At 67.9% G+C, this 17,047-nt stretch carries 14 protein-coding genes; 5 read left to right on the top strand and 9 right to left on the bottom strand.

Annotated features, from left to right (window positions below; translation table 11 throughout):
• Positions 1-12 precede the first annotated feature (12 nt).
• The 5 genes from tal to pgl all read left to right on the top strand — a co-directional run bounded on the left by tal (position 13) and on the right by pgl (position 6,117).
• Complete coding sequence (tal, locus tag IFT79_RS08565; RefSeq protein WP_056045222.1) at positions 13-1,140, top strand: transaldolase; 1,128 nt, start codon at positions 13-15, stop codon at positions 1,138-1,140.
• A complete protein-coding gene (locus tag IFT79_RS08560) occupies positions 1,137-2,732 on the top strand; it encodes a glucose-6-phosphate isomerase (RefSeq protein ID WP_056045225.1) in 1,596 nt (531 codons plus the stop codon). The genes tal and IFT79_RS08560 overlap by 4 nt, the downstream gene beginning before the upstream one ends.
• A gap of 113 nt (positions 2,733-2,845) precedes the next feature.
• Positions 2,846-4,381, top strand: a complete 1,536-nt coding sequence (gene zwf, locus IFT79_RS08555) for a glucose-6-phosphate dehydrogenase (protein ID WP_123570074.1) — start codon at positions 2,846-2,848, stop codon at positions 4,379-4,381.
• Positions 4,378-5,331 carry a glucose-6-phosphate dehydrogenase assembly protein OpcA gene (locus tag IFT79_RS08550; protein ID WP_056045231.1) on the top strand — a complete coding sequence of 318 codons (954 nt, stop codon included), beginning with the start codon at positions 4,378-4,380 and terminating at the stop codon, positions 5,329-5,331. Before zwf ends, IFT79_RS08550 begins: the two co-directional genes overlap by 4 nt.
• Before the next feature lie 15 nt (positions 5,332-5,346).
• Positions 5,347-6,117, top strand: a complete 771-nt coding sequence (pgl, locus tag IFT79_RS08545; RefSeq protein WP_056045234.1) for a 6-phosphogluconolactonase — start codon at positions 5,347-5,349, stop codon at positions 6,115-6,117.
• 111 nt (positions 6,118-6,228) lie between these two features.
• Here pgl and IFT79_RS08540 read toward each other — a convergent pair whose 3' ends face one another.
• The 9 genes from IFT79_RS08540 to uvrA all read right to left on the bottom strand — a co-directional run bounded on the left by IFT79_RS08540 (position 6,229) and on the right by uvrA (position 17,016).
• A complete protein-coding gene (locus IFT79_RS08540) occupies positions 6,229-6,585 on the bottom strand; it encodes an RNA polymerase-binding protein RbpA (RefSeq protein WP_043595011.1) in 357 nt (118 codons plus the stop codon).
• On the bottom strand, positions 6,585-6,836 hold the full coding sequence (gene secG, locus IFT79_RS08535; protein ID WP_043595012.1) for a preprotein translocase subunit SecG: 252 nt from the start codon (positions 6,834-6,836) through the stop codon (positions 6,585-6,587). The genes IFT79_RS08540 and secG overlap by 1 nt, the downstream gene beginning before the upstream one ends.
• 106 nt (positions 6,837-6,942) lie before the next feature.
• A complete protein-coding gene (gene tpiA / locus IFT79_RS08530) occupies positions 6,943-7,731 on the bottom strand; it encodes a triose-phosphate isomerase (protein ID WP_192123646.1) in 789 nt (262 codons plus the stop codon).
• Entirely contained in the window at positions 7,725-8,936 is a 1,212-nt protein-coding gene (locus tag IFT79_RS08525) for a phosphoglycerate kinase (RefSeq protein WP_192123645.1), read from the bottom strand. Before IFT79_RS08525 ends, tpiA begins: the two co-directional genes overlap by 7 nt.
• Before the next feature lie 63 nt (positions 8,937-8,999).
• A complete protein-coding gene (gap, locus tag IFT79_RS08520) occupies positions 9,000-10,004 on the bottom strand; it encodes a type I glyceraldehyde-3-phosphate dehydrogenase (protein WP_043595015.1) in 1,005 nt (334 codons plus the stop codon).
• A 170-nt stretch (positions 10,005-10,174) separates the two neighbouring features.
• A complete protein-coding gene (whiA, locus tag IFT79_RS08515; protein WP_056045242.1) occupies positions 10,175-11,155 on the bottom strand; it encodes a DNA-binding protein WhiA in 981 nt (326 codons plus the stop codon).
• 68 nt (positions 11,156-11,223) lie between these two features.
• Positions 11,224-12,105, bottom strand: coding sequence for an RNase adapter RapZ (gene rapZ / locus IFT79_RS08510; protein ID WP_056045245.1), 882 nt, complete (start codon positions 12,103-12,105; stop codon positions 11,224-11,226).
• Positions 12,106-12,145: 40 nt separating this feature from the next.
• Positions 12,146-14,068: an excinuclease ABC subunit UvrC gene (gene uvrC / locus IFT79_RS08505; RefSeq protein WP_123570080.1), complete on the bottom strand. Its 1,923-nt coding sequence runs from the start codon at positions 14,066-14,068 to the stop codon at positions 12,146-12,148.
• Positions 14,065-17,016 carry an excinuclease ABC subunit UvrA gene (gene uvrA, locus IFT79_RS08500; protein ID WP_192123644.1) on the bottom strand — a complete coding sequence of 984 codons (2,952 nt, stop codon included), beginning with the start codon at positions 17,014-17,016 and terminating at the stop codon, positions 14,065-14,067. The genes uvrC and uvrA overlap by 4 nt, the downstream gene beginning before the upstream one ends.
• Positions 17,017-17,047 lie beyond the last annotated feature (31 nt).

Below are 17,047 nucleotides of genomic sequence, written 5' to 3'. Positions count from 1 at the left end.
GAGAAGAACACCATGACCGATTCCAACACCGCACAGCTGTCCGCCGCAGGCGTCAGCATCTGGCTCGACGACCTCTCGCGTGAGCGCATCAACGCGGGCGGCCTCCAGAAGCTGATCGCCGAGCGCAACGTCGTCGGCGTCACCACCAACCCCACGATCTTCGCGTCGGCTCTCGCCAAGGGCGAGGCCTACGACGACCAGGTCGCCCTGCTCGCGAAGACCGGTGTCAGCGTCACGGACGCCGTCTTCGAGATCACGACCGACGACGTCACCCGCGCCTGCGACATCTTCCGCGAGCTCTACGACACGACGGACGGCTTCGACGGCCGCGTGTCGATCGAGGTCGAGCCCGGTCTCGCGCACGACGCGCAGGGCACCATCGACCAGGCGGTCAAGCTCGCCGCCAAGGTCGGTCGCCCCAACGCCCTGATCAAGATCCCCGCGACCGTCGAGGGCCTCGAGGCCATCACCGCCGTCATCGCCCAGGGCATCAGCGTCAACGTGACCCTGATCTTCAGCCTCGAGCGCTACCGCGCCGTCATCAACGCGTACCTCACGGGTCTCGAGCAGGCCAAGGCCGCCGGCATCGACATCACCGAGATCCACTCCGTCGCCTCGTTCTTCGTGTCGCGCGTCGACACCGAGATCGACAAGCGTCTCGACGCGGTCGGGACCGACGAGGCCAAGGCCCTGAAGGGCAAGGCCGGCGTGGCCAACGCCCAGCTCGCCTACGAGGTCTACCAGCAGGCCTTCGACACCGAGCGGGCCAAGGGCCTCCTCGCCGCCGGTGCCAACAAGCAGCGTCCCCTCTGGGCTTCCACCGGTGTCAAGGACCCCGCCGTCCTCGACACCACGTACGTGGTCGAGCTCGTCGCCCAGGACGTCGTCAACACGATGCCCGAGAAGACGCTCGAGGCGACCTTCGACCACGGTGACGTCCGTGGCGACACGATCAGCGCCTCCTACGCCTCGGCCAACGAGACCATGGACGCGATCGCGGCGCAGGGTGTCTCGTACGACGACGTGACCGAGGCCCTCGAGAAAGAGGGCGTCGAGAAGTTCGTCGTCTCGTGGAACGAACTGCTCGACACGGTCACCGCTGCCCTCGAGGCCGCCAAGCCCGCCGGGGAGTCCAAGTGACCATCACCATCGCTGCCAGCGGCGACGCCGCACAGGCGGTCGAGACGGTCGTCCCGCAGCTCGTGAGCGACCTCGTCGCCTCGGGCATCACGGCTCAGAACCCCACCCTGTGGGGCCCTGACGCCGAGGACGAGTCCGCCAAGCGTCTCGGCTGGACCGAGGCCGTCGTGGTCTCGACTCCGCTGCTCGACGAGATCGACTCGCTCCGGGACGAGCTCGCCGCCAAGGGCGTCGACCACGTCGTGCTCGCGGGCATGGGTGGATCGTCGCTCGCGCCCGAGGTCATCACCCGCACCTACGGCGTCGAGCTCACCGTGCTCGACGCCACGGAGCCCGGTCAGGTCCTCACGGCCCTCGCCGACCGTCTCGAGCGCACCGTGCTCGTGGTCTCGTCGAAGTCGGGTTCCACCGTCGAGACCGCCAGCCAGCGCAAGACCTTCGAGAAGGCGTTCACCGACGCCGGCATCGACCCCGTCGAGCGCATCGTCGTGGTCACCGATCCCGGATCGCCCCTCGACGGGCAGGCCCGTGAGGCCGGTTACCGCGTCTTCAACGCCGACCCCAACATCGGCGGGCGCTACTCGGCCCTGTCGGCGTTCGGCCTCGTGCCGTCCGGCCTGGCCGGCGCCGACATCCGCGAGCTGCTCGCCGAGGCCGACGCCGTCACGGTCGAGCTGGCCCAGGACCGCGCCGACAACCCGGGTCTCGTGTTGGGTGCCGTCCTGGCAGGCACCTCGCCCCTGCGCGACAAGATCGCCATCGTCGCCGACGGCACCCACATCGTGGGGTTCCCGGACTGGGCCGAACAGCTCATCGCCGAGTCGACCGGGAAGCAGGGTCGCGGCCTGCTCCCCGTCGTCATCGGCACCTCCGCCCCCGAGATCACGGCGGGGCTGCACGACGTGCAGGTCGTCCGTCTCGTGGCGAACGCCGACGAGACCCGTGAGGTCGCGCCCGGCGAGGTCGAGATCTCGGGTTCGCTCGGTGGCCAGATCATGGTCTGGGAGTACGCCGTCGCCGTGGCCGGGCGTCTGCTCGACATCAACCCGTTCGACCAGCCCGACGTCGAGTCGGCCAAGGTCGCGACGCGGGCGTTGCTCGACGACCGTCCCGAGCCCACTCCCCCGGCCTTCACGGCCGAGGGTGTCGAGGTCCGCGAGGTCGGGGGAATCGAGCTGGGCGACTCTCTCGAGTCCGCCGTGGCCGCGCTCCTCTCGCACCTGAGCGATGACGGCTACGTCTCGATCCAGGCCTACGTCGACCGCGTGGCGAACCCGCAGCTCGAAGAGGTCCGCGACCTCCTCGCGATGCGCACGCAGCGTCCCGTCACCTTCGGATGGGGTCCGCGCTTCTTGCACTCGACGGGTCAATACCACAAGGGTGGGCCGGCCAACGGGGTGTTCCTGCAGATCACGCAGGTCCCCGCGACCGACCTCGAGATCCCGGACAGCCCGTTCACGTTCGGGCAGCTCGTGCAGGCCCAGGCCGCCGGTGACGCCAAGGTCCTGGCCGAGCACGGTCGTCCCGTGCTCACGCTGACGGTGACCGACGTGGCGGCCGCGCTGCCGGTCATCACCGCCGCACTCCGCTGAGCCGAAAGGGCCGGCGTCCCCAGGGGCGCCGTCCCTTTCGCCTTGCCACCGGTGTTCCCGGCCGTCTCCGCCCGTCCCGACCGGAACACCTTCGAACCACAGAACGGAACATCATGTCACCGGTGCCGATCACGCCGGAGTCCAACCCGCTCCGGTTGCCCTCCGACCGACGTCTCAACCGCATCGCGGGGCCCAGCGGTCTCATCATCTTCGGTGTGACGGGTGATCTCTCCCGCAAGAAGCTCATGCCCGCCGTGTACGACCTGGCCAACCGTGGCCTGCTGCCCCCCGGCTTCGCGCTCGTCGGCTTCGCCCGTCGTGAATTCGAGGGCCAGGACTTCGAACAGGTCGTGTACCAGGCCGTCAAGGAGCACGCTCGCACGCCTTTCGACGAAGACGTCTGGCGTCAACTCAAAGAAGGCTTCCGTTTCGTCCAGGGGGTCTTCGACGACGCCGACGCGTTCGCTCGGCTCAAGGACACCATCGAAGAGCTCGATCGTGAGCGCGGGACGATGGGCAACCACGCCTTCTACCTCTCGATCCCGCCCAAGGCGTTCCCCATGGTCACCGAGCAGTTGCGCAACTCGGGCCTCGCCGAGGAGAAGGACGGTGCGTGGAGACGCGTCGTCATCGAGAAGCCCTTCGGCAGCGACCTCACGACGGCCCGCGAGCTCAACGCCGTCGTCGAGACCGTCTTCGAGCCCGACAGCGTGTTCCGAATCGACCACTACCTCGGCAAAGAGACGGTGCAGAACCTCCTCACGCTGCGGTTCGCCAACCAGATGTACGAACCTCTCTGGAACTCCAACTACGTCGACCACGTGCAGATCACCATGGCCGAGGACATCGGCGTCGGCGGCCGCGCCGGTTACTACGACGGCATCGGCGCCGCTCGTGACGTCATCCAGAACCACCTCCTCCAGCTCCTCGCCCTGACGGCGATGGAAGAACCGGTCACCTTCGCCGCCCGTGACCTCCGGGCCGAGAAGGAGAAGATCCTCTCGGCCGTCCGCCTCCCCGCCGACCTCGCCGCGGGAACCGCGCGAGGTCAGTACGCCGGGGGGTGGCAGGGCGGAGAGAAGGTGCTCGGATTCCTGGACGAAGAAGGCATGAATCCCGAGAGCACGACCGAGACGTTCGCCGCCATCAAGCTCGAGATCGCGACCCGGCGGTGGGCGGGAGTCCCCTTCTACCTCCGGGCCGGAAAGCGTCTCGGCCGTCGCGTGACCGAGATCGCCGTCGTCTTCAAGCAGGTGCCCGAGAACATCTTCGGCACGCAGACGTCGCTGGGGCAGAACGCCCTCGTGATCCGGGTCCAGCCCGACGAGGGAGTGACCCTGCGCTTCGGGTCCAAGGTGCCCGGGATCGGCACGCAGGTCCGTGACGTCACGATGGACTTCGGATACGGGCACGCCTTCACCGAGGCGAGCCCGGAGGCCTACGAGCGTCTCATCCTCGACGTCCTCCTGGGCGACCCGCCCCTGTTCCCCCGGCACGAGGAGGTCGAGCTCTCCTGGAAGATCCTCGACCCGATCGAGGAGTTCTGGGCGACTCAGGGTCAGCCCGAGCAGTACCGACCCGGCACGTGGGGACCCGCCTCTGCCGACGAACTCATGGCCCGTGACGGCCGTACCTGGAGGCGTCCGTGATCGTCGACCTGCCCGACAGCACCATCAGCCGCGTCCAGAAGACGCTGGTCAAGATCAGGGAAGAAGGAGGCGCGGTCGCGCTGGGCCGAGTCCTCACCCTGATCATCTCCACCCGTCTCGGTGACGAGGAGGAAGCCATCGAGGCCGCGAACGACGCCTCGCGAGAGCACCCCATGAGGGTCATCGTCGTCTCCACGTCGACCGACCTCGATCTCGACGAGGTCGACGGGCGACTGGACGCGCAGATCCGGGTCGGCGGCGACGCCGGTGCCAGCGAGGTCATCCTGCTCCGGGCCTACGGAGAGACCGCGAGCGACGAGGAGGGGCTCGTGACCGGGCTCCTGCTGCCCGACGCTCCCGTCGTCGCCTGGTGGCCGAAGACCGCTCCCGCCGTCGTCTCCGAGTCTCCCCTCGGGCGCATCGCGCAACGGCGGATCACGGATGCGGCGAGCCAGTCCAACCCACGCCAGTCGATCATCGACCTCGCCCGGAGCTACGCTCCCGGCGACACCGACTTCGCCTGGACCCGGCTCACCCTCTGGCGGGCGCAACTGGCTGCCGTGCTCGACCAACCGCCTTACGAATCGGTCACCGAGGTCGGTGTCTCCGGCGCACCCGATTCTCCGTCGACTTTGCTCTTGGCCGCCTGGTTGCGTCTGCAGCTCCAGGTACCCGTCGACGGTGAGCTGACGACCCGGGCGACGGGATCGAGCGGCATCCACGGTGTCCAACTGGTCCGCGCCTCCGGGTCCATCGTCCTCGAACGCTCCCTGGACGACGTGGCGACGCTCACCCAACCGGGTCAACCCACGCACGACCTCGCGCTGCCACGCCGCTCGCTGCGCGACTGCCTGGCCGAGGAACTCCGTAGACTCGACCCCGACGACCTGTTCGGGAACGTCGTGAGACACGGGGTCGGCCAACTGAGCGAACCCGTCCAGAGCAACTAGAGCAGATAGAGAACCGTGACGAACGAACGCCGGGTGCTGGTCCACCCCGACAAAGAATCGCTGGGTGCCTCCGTGGCCGCCCGCTTCATCACCAAGATCATCGACGTGCTCGAAGAGCAGAACTACGCGTCGGTCGTCGTCAGCGGTGGCTCGGTGAGCACCCTCGTGCTGGCGGCCATCAACGCGTCGCCGGCTCGTGACAGCGTCGACTGGTCGAAGGTCTCGATCTGGTGGGCCGACGAGCGCTGGGTCCCCGCAGGGGACGCGGACCGAAACGACACCCAGGCCGGCATCGACCTGCTCGACCACATCGGGTTGCTGCCCGAGAACGTCCACCGATTCGGTGCGGTCGGCGACTTCGACGACGTCGAGGCGGCCGCCGACGCTTACCGGAACGAATTGCTGCAGCACGCACAGGCCGACGACGCGGCCCCCCGCTTCGACATCACGCTCCTCGGGGTCGGTCCCGACGGTCACGTCGCCTCGTTGTTCCCGGACAAGGCACAGATCCGTCAGCTCGAGCCGACCGTGCTCACGATAGACGACTCCCCCAAGCCTCCGCCCGTACGCCTCACGTTGAGCCTGCCGGTCATCAACAACTCCCAGCGCGTCTGGATGATCCTCGCCGGAGCCGAGAAGGCTTCGTCGTTGGGGCTCGCCCTGGCGGGTGCCGGCGCAGACCAGGTGCCGGTGGCAGGGGTCAAGGGACGCAAGCGGACGGTCTTCTTCGTCGACCAGGACGCGGCGGCTGAGGTCCCCGAGAACTTGATCGCCTCCACCTACTGAGTCCCGCCGCGGGCGCACCGACGCCGGCATGACGAAGGGCCCCGCAGCTCGCGGCTGCGGGGCCCTTCGTCATGTCCGGTGTGGAGACACCGGGAGGCGCGATCGGCTGGATCAGGCCTTGCCGCGTCGGACTCGCAGCTGCTGCAGAGCCTCTTCGAGCAACTGCTCGGCTTCTTCTTCGGTCCGTCGCTCTTTGACGTACGCGAGGTGCGTCTTGTACGGCTCCAGCTTCGCGACCGTCGGCGGGTTCGCCTTGTCGCGCCCTGCCGGCAATCCACTCGAGGGTGAGTCGACGGTCTCGGGGATCTCTTCGTCGGGCACGTTGGCCGCGAAGTGACGGACGACCTCGTTGCCGAGGGCATCCCAGTACGAGATGGTGATCCGCTCGGCGTGGAAGCCGCGATCTTGCTCACCCATGGGACCGGCGCCGACGCGCGAGCCGCGGATTGCGCTACCGCCCGAGGCCATCAGCTGACCGCCGCGAACTTGGTGATGAGGCCCAGGACCACGATGCAGGTGATCCAGACGAGACCCAGGAAGACCGTGATGCGGTTGAGGTTGCGTTCGGCGACGCCGGATGCCCCGAGGTTGCTCGTGACGCCACCGCCGAACATGTCGGAGAGACCGCCACCACGGCCGCGGTGGAGCAGGATGAGGAGGGTCAACAGGAGGCTCGTGATGCCGAGCAACACCTGCAGGATGACCTGGAGAATTTCCACGTAGGACCTTTCGATGCGGTGAGACCGCTGAACAGTATAACCGCGAGAGGCCGTCGCCCTGGCAGGCCGAGTCGGAGGGGCGCCGACGGGCGACGCACCCGGCCCGTCAGACGCCGACGTGCGCCTGGAAGCGGACGATGTTGGCGAACTCGGACACGTCGAGGCTCGCCCCACCGACGAGGGCTCCGTCGACGTTGGGCTCTCGCATGAACGATGCGATGTTCGTGGACTTGACCGAGCCGCCGTAGAGGACGCGGGTGGTGGCGGCGGCGTCCGGACCGACGATCTCGACCAGGGCCGCCCGCAGGGCCGCGCAGACCTGCTCGGCCTGCTCGGCCGTGGCGGCCTGTCCGGAGCCGATGGCCCAGACGGGCTCGTAGGCGACGACGATCTCGGCGGCGGCCGGCACCTGGGCGAGCGCCGCACGGAGCTGGGCGACCGGCACCGCGCTGGGGCCGTGCTGCTCGAGATCGTCGGCCGTCTCACCGACGCAGACGACGGGGACGAGGCCCGAGCGGTGCGCGGCGGCGACCTTCGTCGCCACGACCTCGTCGTCCTCGGCATGGAGCGTCCGACGCTCAGAGTGCCCGACCAGGACGTAGCGCACGTCCAACTTGGCGAGGAACTGCCCCGAGATCTCGCCCGTGTAGGCGCCCGAGTCGTGAGCGGACAGGTCTTGGGCTCCGAGAGCCAACTCGAGCTTGTCGGCGTCGAGCAGGGTCTGCACGCTTCGGAGGTCGGTGAACGGCGGGAACACCGCGGTCTCGACCGCGTCGAAGTCGTGCTTGGCGTCCTTGAGGGACCATGCGAGCTTCTGGACGAACGCGATCGCCTGCAGGTGATCGAGGTTCATCTTCCAGTTGCCGGCGATGAGGGGCGTGCGTGTGGTCACCATCCGAGGACCTCCAGTCCGGGGAGTCGTTTGCCCTCGAGGAACTCGAGGCTGGCTCCACCGCCGGTGGAGATGTGGCCGAACTGGTCGTCGGAGAACCCCAGGGCACGAACGGCCGCGGCCGAGTCGCCGCCGCCCACGACGCCGAGACCGGAGACCCGGGTCAACGCGTCGGCGACCTTCTGGGTGCCGTGTGCGAAGGCGGGGAACTCGAAGACTCCCATCGGACCGTTCCAGAAGACCGTGGACGACGTCTGGACGGTCTCCGCGAAGCGCGCGGCCGTCTCGGGGCCGATGTCCAGGCCCAGGGCCTCGGAGCCCAGAGCAGAGGATTCGATGCCGTCCGAGGCGACCACCGTGTGCTCGGCGTCCGCGCTGAAGGACGAGGCGACCACCACGTCGACGGGGAGCACGAGGTTGACGCCCCGGCGCGCGGCCTCGTCGACGTAGCCGCGGACCCGGTCGAGCTGGTCCTTCTCGAGCAGGCTCTTGCCGACGGGGAGTCCCTGGGCGGCGAGGAACGTGAAGAGCATCCCTCCACCGATGAGCAGGTTGTCGACCCGGGGAAGGAGGTGCTCGATGACGCCGAGCTTGTCGGAGACCTTCGAGCCGCCGAGGACGACGCTGTAGGGGCGCGTGGGGTTCTCGGTCAGCTTGTCGAGGACCTCGAGTTCGCGCGAGATGAGCGTCCCGGCCGCACTCGGGAGGAGCGCGGGCAACTCGTACACACTCGCCTGCTTGCGGTGCACGACCCCGAAGCCGTCGGAGACGAACACGTCACCGAGCTCGGCCAGGCGTGCGGCGAACTCCTGACGCTCGGGCTCGTCCTTCGACGTCTCGGCGGCGTTGAAGCGGAGGTTCTCGAGGACGACGATCTGGCCGTCGGTGAGGTCGTCCACTGCTGCGGCGGTCTCGTCACCCACGGTGTCCGCGGCGAAGCCGACGCTCTTCCCGAGGAGTTCGCTGAGGCGTTGGGCGACCGGTCTGAGGCTGTACTCGGGCTTCGCTTCGCCGTCGGGGCGGCCGAGGTGCGAGATGACCACGACCCTGGCCCCCTGGTTGATCAGCAGGTCGAGGGTCTCGAGGGAGGCACGGATGCGTCCGTCGTCGGTGATCTCGCCGTCCTTCAGAGGGACGTTGAGGTCGCATCTGACGATGACGCGTCTGCCCGACAGGGGACCGAGGGAATCGAGGGTACGCAGGCTCATGGGTTCGTTTCGGGTTCGGAGGACGGTGCCCCGGCCCGTGAGGGCCGGGGCACCGAGGTCGGACTAGAGGCGGTCGGCCACGTACTTCGTCAGGTCGACGAGACGGTTCGAGTAGCCCCACTCGTTGTCGTACCACGAGGTGATCTTGACGAGGTTGCCGATGACCTTGGTCAGGCCCGAGTCGTAGATCGACGAGTGCGGGTCGGTGGTGATGTCGGTCGACACCAGAGGGTCTTCGGAGTAGGCCAGGATGCCCTTGAGCTCACCCTCGGCGGCGGCCTTGTAGGCGGCGTTGATCTGCTCGACCGTCACCGGCGTGCTGGTCTCGAGGGTCACGTCGGTGATCGAGCCGGTGGGCACGGGCACGCGCAGGGCGTAACCGTCGAGCTTGCCGGCGAGCTCGGGGATCACGAGGCCGATGGCCTTGGCGGCACCGGTCGACGTCGGGACGATGTTGAGCGCGGCGGCACGGGCACGGCGGGGGTCCTTGTGCGGACCGTCCTGCAGGTTCTGGTCGGCCGTGTACGCGTGGACCGTCGTCATGAGACCGCGCTCGACGCCGAAGTTGTCCAGGAACACCTTCATCAGGGGGGCCAGGCTGTTCGTCGTGCAGGACGCGTTCGAGATGATGTGGTGGTTGGCGGGGTCGTAGATGCCCTCGTTCACACCCAGCACGATGGTGGCGTCGTCACCCGTGGCCGGAGCCGAGATGAGGACCTTCTTCGCGCCGGCGGTGATGTGCTTGCGTGCGTCCTCGGCCTTCGTGAAGAAACCGGTCGACTCGACGACGATGTCGACGCCCAGCTCGCCCCAGGGCAGGTTGGCGGGGTCGCGCTCGGCGAGGACCTTGATCGGCTTGCCGTCGACGACGATCGAGTCGCCGTCCAGCTCGACGGTCGCGTCGAGACGTCCCGTGATCGAGTCGAACTTGAGGAGGTGCGCGAGGGCGGCGTTGTCGGTCAGGTCGTTGACGGCGACGATCTCGATGTCGGTTCCCTTGGCGAGCGCCGCGCGGAAGTAGTTACGGCCGATGCGACCGAAGCCGTTGATGCCGATCTTGACGGTCAATGAAACTCCTGATGATCAGGCGTCGTGGGGACGCGTGGAGGGTGTGGGCGACCAGGCCCGTGGCGACGCCCGAACTCTCGATGACCTCGGGTCGGACACCGCTTACGACAGTAGCAGCAGCCCTCCGGAATTCGTCCTCCGGTGACGTCGTGAAGACCCTCCGCCGCCCCTCAGTCGAGGTCGAGGTCGTGCGGCAGGTTGGCGTCCGTACCCGGCAACCCCAGGTCGCCGGCCTTCTTGTCGGCCATGGCGAGCAGGCGACGGATCCGACCCGCGACGGCGTCCTTGGTCATCGGGGGGTCGGCGTGGTGGCCGAGTTCGTCCAGGCTGGCGTCGCGATGGGCAAGTCGCAGCTCGCCCGCGTACTTGAGGTGCTCGGGGATGTCGTCGCCGAGCAGTTCCATCGCCCGGTCGACGCGGGCGCACGCGGCCACGGCGGCCTGGGCCGACCGTCGCAGGTTGGCGTCGTCGAAGTTGACGAGTCGGTTCGCCGTCGCGCGCACCTCGCGGCGCTGGCGCATCTCTTCCCAGTCGGTGACGCTCTTCTCGGCGCCCATCACCTTGAGCATGGTGCCGATGGCCTCGCCGTCGCGGATGATGACCCGGTGCACGCCGCGGACCTCTCGGGCCTTCGCCGCGACGCCCAGTCGGCCAGCGGCCCCGACGAGCGCCATGGCGGTCTCGTTGCCGGGGCACACGACCTCGAGCGAGGCGGACCGACCGGGATCGGTCAACGAGCCCTGCGCGAGGAACGCCCCTCGCCAGATGGCGGCGAGATCGTCGCGCGAGCCGGTCGTGAGCCGGTTCGGCAGGCCACGGACGGGTCGTCGGCGGGCGTCCATGAGCCCGGTCTGACGGGCCAGCGTCTCACCGGCCTCGTGGACCCGGACGAGGAACCCGGGGGTGCGGCGTGAGCCGGCAGGAGCCGTCATCGCGACGTCGCTCCTGGCTCCGTACAGCTCGGCCAGGTCCTTCCGGACCCGTCGGGCGATGAGCGCGGAATCGAGTTCCGCCTCGACGGCGATCCGACCGGAGATGAGGTGCAGTCCCCCGGCGAAACGGAGGACGGTGGCGAGCTCAGCGGCCCGGATCGTCGTCCTGCTCACCTCGACGCGGGCGAGTTCTTCTTTGACGTCGGCAGTCTGGGCCACTCCGGTTGTTCCTTTTCGTCAGGTCGAGGTGTCGTCGGTGCACGGGCGTGCTGAAGCACCTCGGTGGGTCATTCTCGGCCGAGGTCGCGGTGTTTCACGCTGACGGCCACGCCGGGGAGTCCACGCAGACGCGCCGCCAGTTCACCCACGAGGGTGACCGATCGATGTTTGCCCCCGGTGCAGCCAATGGCGATCGTAGCGTGTCTCTTGTTCTCACGCTGATAGCCCGACAGGACGGGGACGAGCGAAGCGGCGAAGGCGTCGACGAACTCCCGGGCCCCGTCCTGCTGCATGACGTACGACGTGACCGGCTCGTCGAGCCCGGACTGCTGCCGGAGCGCGGGCACCCAGAACGGGTTGGGGAGGAACCTCGCGTCGCCCACCATGTCGGCGTCGGTGGGCAGGCCGTACTTGAACCCGAAACTGAGGACGGTCACCTGGACCCCGGCGCGGTCGGACTCGGCGAACTTCTCGGAGATCGTCGTGGCCAACTGGTGGATGTTGAGTTCCGACGTGTCGATGATCACGTCGCTCGTCTCGCGGAGCTCTTCCATGCGCGCACGCTCGGCGAGGATGCCGTCGAGCAAGGTGCCGTCACCCTGCAACGGGTGCGGTCGCCGGACCTGCTCGAAACGCCGGACCAGCGCCGCGTCGGTCGCGTCGAGGAACAGCACCCGCACCTTGCTGGGCATGCTCGCCCGCAAGGTGCGCACGGCCTCTTGGGCCTCACTGAAGAGGCGTCCCCCGCGGACATCGACCACGGCAGCGATCTTGGGGAGCGAGTCCCCCGCACGTTCGGCCAGGTCGAGCAGCGGTCGCAACATCTGCGCCGGCAGGTTGTCGACCACGTACCAGTCGAGGTCCTCGAGGGCGTTGCCGACGGTCGACCGTCCGGCGCCGGACATCCCCGTCACGATCAGGACCTCTTGCTGTTCGCTGACGTCGCTCATGTCGGTGGTGTCCTCCGGGTCGGCATGCGGTGCATCGAGTCTAGGCGGGGCTCGTGGGGGGCACGACGTCGTCGGCCGCCACGTCGTCGGCCGCCACGTCCTCGGCTCCGCGAAGCCGCTCGACGACTGCGGCGGCGAGCGTCGGGCCGATGCCGCGGATGGCCGAGATGTCCGCTGCCTCGGCATCCTTCAACCGCTTGACCGAGCCGAAGTGCTTCAGGAGCACGGCCACCCGGGAGGGCCCCAACCCCGGGATCTCCGCGAGCTGCGTCGAGATGTCGCGCTTACGACGCTGTCGCTGGTGTGTGATCGCGAACCGGTGCGCTTCGTCGCGGATGCGTTGGATGAGGAACAGCGCGTCGCTGTTGCGAGGGAGGATGACCGGGAAGTCGTCGTCGGGCAGCCAGATCTCCTCGAGCCGTTTCGCGATCCCGCAGAGCGCGATGTCCGTGACGCCGGCGTCGTCGAGTGCTCGTCGGGCCGCCGCCACCTGGGGTTGTCCGCCGTCGACGATGAGGAGGTTGGGGCGGTAGGCGAACCGTTTGCGTTGCTCTCCCACCTCCTCGACGGGAGCGAGTTCGTCGTCGAGGCGAGAGAGACGGCGGCTGAGCGTCTGGTAGATCGACTCGGTGTCGTCGGTCGACCGGGGGATGTTGAAACGCCGGTACTGGTCCTTCCGCGGCAGGCCGTCCTCGAAGACCACCATCGAGGCGACGATGTTCGTGCCCGAGAGGTGGGACACGTCGTAGCACTCCATGCGCAAGGGCGCGTCGCTCATGCCGAGGGCCTCCTGGATGTCGGCCAGGGCGGTCGACCGGGTGGCGAAGTCGGCGCTGCGACGGGTCTTGTAGAGCATGAGCGACTGCTGCGCGTTGAGGGTCGCCGTCTGCATCAGGTTGGCCTTCTCGCCGCGCTGTGCCGTGTGGATCTGGACCCGTCCCCGCCCGCGGAGTGTGCTGAGCACGCTCTCGAGGGCGTCGTTGTCGTCCGGCGTCTCGGTCACGACGATCTCGCGGGGAAGCTCGGCGCCGGCGGTGTAGATGCCCTGCAGGACCTGCTCGACGAGGTCGCCGGTCGAGATGTCGATCTCTTTGTCGACGACCCAGCCGCGGGAACCACGGATGCGACCGCCCCTCACCGTGAAGAGCTGGACGGCGGCCGCCAGCTCGTCCTCGGCGAGGGCGTAGAGGTCGAGATCGACGTTGTCGCGGAGGACGACCGCCGACTTGTCGAGCACGGCCTCGAGGGCCTGGACCTGGTCGCGGTACGTGGCCGCGTCCTCGAAGCGCTGCTCGACGGCGGCCGTCTTCATGGAGCGCTGCAGGTCGGCGATCACCCTCTTGTCGTAGCTGCCCATGAACTTGACGAACTCGTCGACGATCGCCCGGTGCTCGTCGATCGACACCTTGTGCGAACACGGCCCCCCACAACGACCGATCTGCCCCGGGAAGCAGGGCTTGCCCGTCTGCATGGCCTTCTTGTAGCTGCTGTCGGAACAGGTCCTGATCGGGAAGACCTTGATCATCAGGTCGATGGTGTCGTGGACGGCCCAGATCTTCGGGTACGGCCCGAAGTACTTGGCCCCCTTGATGCGCGGGTTGCGCGTGACCATCACCCGAGGGGCCTCGTCGGCCAGGGTGACGGCCATGAACGGGTAGGTCTTGTCGTCGCGGAACTTGACGTTGAAGGGCGGGTCGAACTCTTTGATCCACGTGTACTCGAGCTGCAGGGCCTCGATGTCGCTGCCCACCACGGTCCATTCGACGGATCGAGCGGTGAGGACCATTCGTCGGGTGCGTTCGTGCAGCGACGGAAGCGGTGCGAAGTAGTTGCTCAGCCGGGCCCGGAGGTTCTTGGCCTTGCCGACGTACAGCACCCTCCCCCGCTCGTCACGCCAGCGGTAGACGCCGGGGTCGGTGGGGATCTCGCCCGCTTTCGGACGCCAGGAGACGGTGTTGCTCATCGTGCTTCGACGGCCTCCCGGCGTCGCGTCGACGTGGCCTTCTTCTTCTGCACCCGCGGCACGGTGTGACCCGACTCGAGGATCTCCTTCAGGAAGACGCCCGTGTGGCTCTCGGGCACGTTCGCGAGGTGCTCGGGGGTTCCGGTGGCGATGACGGTTCCGCCACCCGCACCTCCTTCCGGGCCCATGTCGATCAGCCAGTCGGCGGACTTGATGACGTCGAGGTTGTGCTCGATCGTGATGACGGTGTTGCCCTTCTCGACCAGACCGTTCAGCACGAGCAGGAGCTTGCGGACGTCCTCGAAGTGCAGGCCGGTCGTCGGTTCGTCTAGCACGTAGACGCTGCGCCCGTTGGAGCGCTTCTGCAGCTCGGTCGCGAGCTTCACGCGCTGCGCTTCGCCCCCGCTCAGCGTGGTGGCGCTCTGGCCGAGTCGCACGTAGCCCAGGCCGACGTCGACCAGCGTCGACATGAACCGGGAGATCGCCGAGATGGGGGCGAAGAACTCGGCGGCCTCGCTGATCGGCATCTCGAGGACCTCGGAGATGTTCTTGCCCTTGTACCGCACCGCCAGGGTGTCGCGGTTGTACCGCGCACCACCGCACACCTCGCAGGCGACGTAGACGTCGGGAAGGAAGTTCATCTCGATCTTGATCGTGCCGTCACCTGCGCAGTTCTCGCAGCGGCCGCCCTTGACGTTGAAGCTGAACCGGCCCGGCAGGTAGCCGCGGGCCTTCGCGTCGGTCGTCTCGGCGAAGAGGGTACGGATGCGATCGAAGACACCCGTGTAGGTCGCCGGGTTCGAGCGCGGGGTGCGACCGATCGGCGCCTGGTCGACGTGGACGACCTTGTCGAGGGCGTCGAGGCCCGTGACCCGCGTGTGCTTGCCGGGGATCTGACGGGCTCCGTTGAGCTGGTTGGCCAGGACCTTGTACAGGATGTCGTTGACGAGCGAGGATTTGCCCGAGCCGCTGACGCCTGTCACCGCGACGAAGGTGCCCAAGGGGAAGTCAACGGTGACGTCGCGCAGGTTGTTGGCCTTGGCGCCCACGACCGAGATCATGCGCTTCTTGTCGACGGGGCGACGGCTGGTCGGGGTCTCGATGGAGCGCCGCCCGGCGAGGTAGTCGCCGGTGTACGAGTCGGTGTTCGCGACGAGGTCCTCGTAACTGCCCGAGTGCACGACCGTGCCGCCGTTGACGCCGGCACCCGGGCCGATGTCGACGACCCAGTCGGCCGTCTTGATGGTGTCTTCATCGTGTTCGACGACGATCAACGTGTTGCCGAGGTTCTTGAGTTTGACCAGCGTGTCGATGAGTCGGCGGTTGTCACGCTGGTGGAGGCCGATGCTCGGCTCGTCGAGGACGTAGAGGACTCCGGTGAGACCCGACCCGATCTGGGTCGCGAGGCGGATGCGCTGGGCTTCTCCACCGGAGAGGGACCCCGCGGCGCGGGCCAGGGAGAGGTACGTGAGACCCACTTCGAGCAGGAACTCGAGTCGGACCCGGATCTCACGCAGCACCTGGGCCGCGATGCGCGCCTCGCGGGTCGTGAGGGTGAGGCTGTTCATGAACCCGAACGCGTCGGCGAGGCTGAGTTCGGACACGCTCGCGATGTCGTGCCCGTCGACCAGGACGGCGAGGACCTCGGGCTTGAGCCGCTTGCCCTTGCAGACGACGCACGGGATCTCGCGGAGGTAGGACGCGTAGCGCTGGCGCTGCGTGTCGGTCTCGGCCTCGGCGTACTTGCGCTCGATGAAGGGCATGACGCCCTCGAAGCCCGTCGAGTAGGTCATCTCTCGGCCGAAGCGGTTGCGCCACTTCACGGTGACCTCGAAGTCGTTGCCCTGCAGGACGGCCTGTCGGACCTTCTCGGGCAGCTCGTGCCAGGGCGTCTTGAGGCTGAAGCCCAGATCGCCGGCCAGGCCCTCGAGGAGCTTCTGGAAGTAGTTGTAGAGCCCCTTGCCGGATTGGGTCCAGGGGAGGATGACGCCGTCGGCGAGGCTGAGCTCGGGGTCGCCGAGCAGCAGGTCGGAATCGACCGACATCTTCGTGCCGAGACCGGAGCACTCGGGGCAGGCGCCGAAGGGGGCGTTGAACGAGAACGTGCGGGGTTCGATCTCGGTGAGCTGGACCGGGTGGTTGTTCGGGCACGAGAGCTTCTCGGAGAACGTCCGGTACTTGCCGGCCGCGCCCTCGTCGGTGTCGACGAAGTCGATCGTGACCAGGCCGTCCGTCAGGCGCAGGGCGGTCTCGAGCGAGTCGGTCAGACGGGTCAGCGCCTGGTCGGAGGCGACCAGGCGATCGACCACGACCGAGATGTCGTGCTTGATCTGCTTCTTCAGCTTGGGCGGCGAACTGAGCTGGATCTGCTCACCGTCGACGATGGCCCGGGAGTACCCCGTGGACGCGAGCTCGGCGAACAGGTCGACGAACTCGCCCTTCTTCTGCGAGACCACGGGGCTCAGCACCTGGTACCGGACGCCCGACTCGAGGGTCATGAGCTGGTCGGCGATCTGCTGCACGCTCTGCTTGCTGATCTTCTCGCCGCAGACGGCGCAGTGCGGAACGCCGATGCGTGCCCAGAGGAGGCGCATGTAGTCGTAGATCTCGGTGATCGTGCCGACCGTGGACCGCGGGTTGCGGTTCGTGGACTTCTGGTCGATGGAGACGGCCGGGCTCAGGCCCTCGATGAAATCGACGTCGGGACGGTCGACCTGACCCAGGAACTGCCGCGCATAGGCCGACAGGGACTCGACGTACCGACGTTGCCCCTCGGCGAAGATCGTGTCGAACGCCAGGGACGATTTGCCCGAGCCGGACAACCCGGTGAAGACGACCAACGAGTCACGTGGGATCTCGAGGTCGACGTTGTTGAGGTTGTGCACTCGGGCACCCCGGACGCTCAGCGTGGAGGAACCTTCTACAGGTGAGATGGACACTCTTACCATTCTGTCGATGTGGACGACACTCGTCGTCGTG

The sequence above is a fragment of the Frigoribacterium sp. CFBP 8759 genome (assembly GCF_014841655.1).
GTDB lineage: Bacteria > Actinomycetota > Actinomycetes > Actinomycetales > Microbacteriaceae > Frigoribacterium.
Note: the sequence above shows the minus strand (reverse complement) of the source record. Positions and strands in the feature narration are given on the sequence as shown.

What these genes read in the sequence shown, in the direction of transcription:
- zwf (WP_123570074.1), top strand. Translation starts at nt 2,846, where the DNA reads ATGTCACCGGTGCCGATCACGCCGGAGTCCAACCCGCTCCGGTTGCCC.
- IFT79_RS08540 (WP_043595011.1), bottom strand. Translation starts at nt 6,585, where the DNA reads ATGGCCTCGGGCGGTAGCGCAATCCGCGGCTCGCGCGTCGGCGCCGGT.
- uvrA (WP_192123644.1), bottom strand. Translation starts at nt 17,016, where the DNA reads ATGGTAAGAGTGTCCATCTCACCTGTAGAAGGTTCCTCCACGCTGAGC.
- uvrC (WP_123570080.1), bottom strand. Translation starts at nt 14,068, where the DNA reads ATGAGCAACACCGTCTCCTGGCGTCCGAAAGCGGGCGAGATCCCCACC.
- tal (WP_056045222.1), top strand. Translation starts at nt 13, where the DNA reads ATGACCGATTCCAACACCGCACAGCTGTCCGCCGCAGGCGTCAGCATC.
- rapZ (WP_056045245.1), bottom strand. Translation starts at nt 12,105, where the DNA reads ATGAGCGACGTCAGCGAACAGCAAGAGGTCCTGATCGTGACGGGGATG.
- IFT79_RS08525 (WP_192123645.1), bottom strand. Translation starts at nt 8,936, where the DNA reads ATGAGCCTGCGTACCCTCGATTCCCTCGGTCCCCTGTCGGGCAGACGC.
- tpiA (WP_192123646.1), bottom strand. Translation starts at nt 7,731, where the DNA reads ATGGTGACCACACGCACGCCCCTCATCGCCGGCAACTGGAAGATGAAC.